At 40.0% G+C, this 1,040-nt stretch carries 2 protein-coding genes; both read left to right on the top strand.

What is annotated here, in order from left to right:
* On the top strand, positions 1 to 282 hold a 282-nt coding region (locus R7Z77_RS24225), incomplete at its 5' end, for a hypothetical protein (RefSeq protein ID WP_318118595.1).
* A 137-nt stretch (positions 283 to 419) separates the two neighbouring features.
* Complete coding sequence (locus R7Z77_RS24220) at positions 420 to 896, top strand: helix-turn-helix domain-containing protein (RefSeq protein ID WP_169616120.1); 477 nt, start codon at positions 420 to 422, stop codon at positions 894 to 896.
* The last annotated feature ends 144 nt before the right edge of the window (positions 897 to 1,040 follow it).

Here is a 1,040-nt window from a genome sequence, read left to right as displayed (position 1 = left end):
TCCAATGATTCGATAAGTAGATTTGAAACGGGTAAATATCCAGTCGATAAAAGGACTGAATTTGCCCTTCTGTGGTTACAGCATTTAGAACTACACCTAGAAGCTCCTGTAACGCCTCCTGTGCAAAAAAGTGAGGTATTAGAATCTTGCTCTGTAGATCTTCTTATTTCCCCTCCTGTGCATTCTGACGACGAAAAGAGGGATAGATTTGGTCCTGTCCCTGACTCATCAAAAAGATCCAAGGCTAGGTCTAATCGAAAAAAGAAAAAGAAAAAGCGATAGCGCTATTTGTTCTATGGTTTGTTCTATGGTTTGTTGGAGTCAACCTAGTTTACTAGGGTTAGTATATGACGTTGACTAGGGTGGTGTATCTCATACACTAGGGTTGTCTATATATTGACTAGGTGTTATGATTTTCTGTGGATAAAAAAAAACGCCAAAATGGGCGGCAACCCTTGGCGTTTTTCTTAGTTTCTATAAGGAAAATTATGACACACAAACTTAAGCGGAGCCAATTCGATATTATGCATCCACTTTTTGACGCAATGAAACGTGAAAATCTACCATCAACACAGCGCCTGCTTCTCTTGGGGCTATTTAGATTTGTTGATGGCGATGGAGTTTGTTTCCCTAGCTACAGCGCTCTAATGGATGAGACGGGGTTATCTCGACAATCTATTGCAAACACAATCAAGAAGCTCTCTGAGTCTGGTTGGTTAACTTACGAGCCAGGGGATAAATCGAAAAGTTTAGCTAATACATACTATTTGAATCTTGAGCGCTTGGGGTTAACTACACAATCTAAAATAGTCCCAATAGAGGGATACATAGCTCAAGATGGGACTAAGTGGTCTTGTGCTGCTGATTATTGGAAGTCTAGACAGCAAACAATTTAAATTCATAAACGCCATGCATTCAGAGTGCAATCTGAATGCATGGCTAATCATAACTAGCTTACAAGGGGCTAATCATGACTAACTCACATCCTATTGAAAAGGACGTGTTTTACAACCGTCTGTCGCAATTAATTGCATCAACTG

Source organism: Vibrio sp. 1401 (assembly GCF_033340295.1).
The sequence above is the reverse complement of the archived record's forward strand: the minus strand, read 5'-3'. Positions and strand labels throughout refer to the sequence as shown.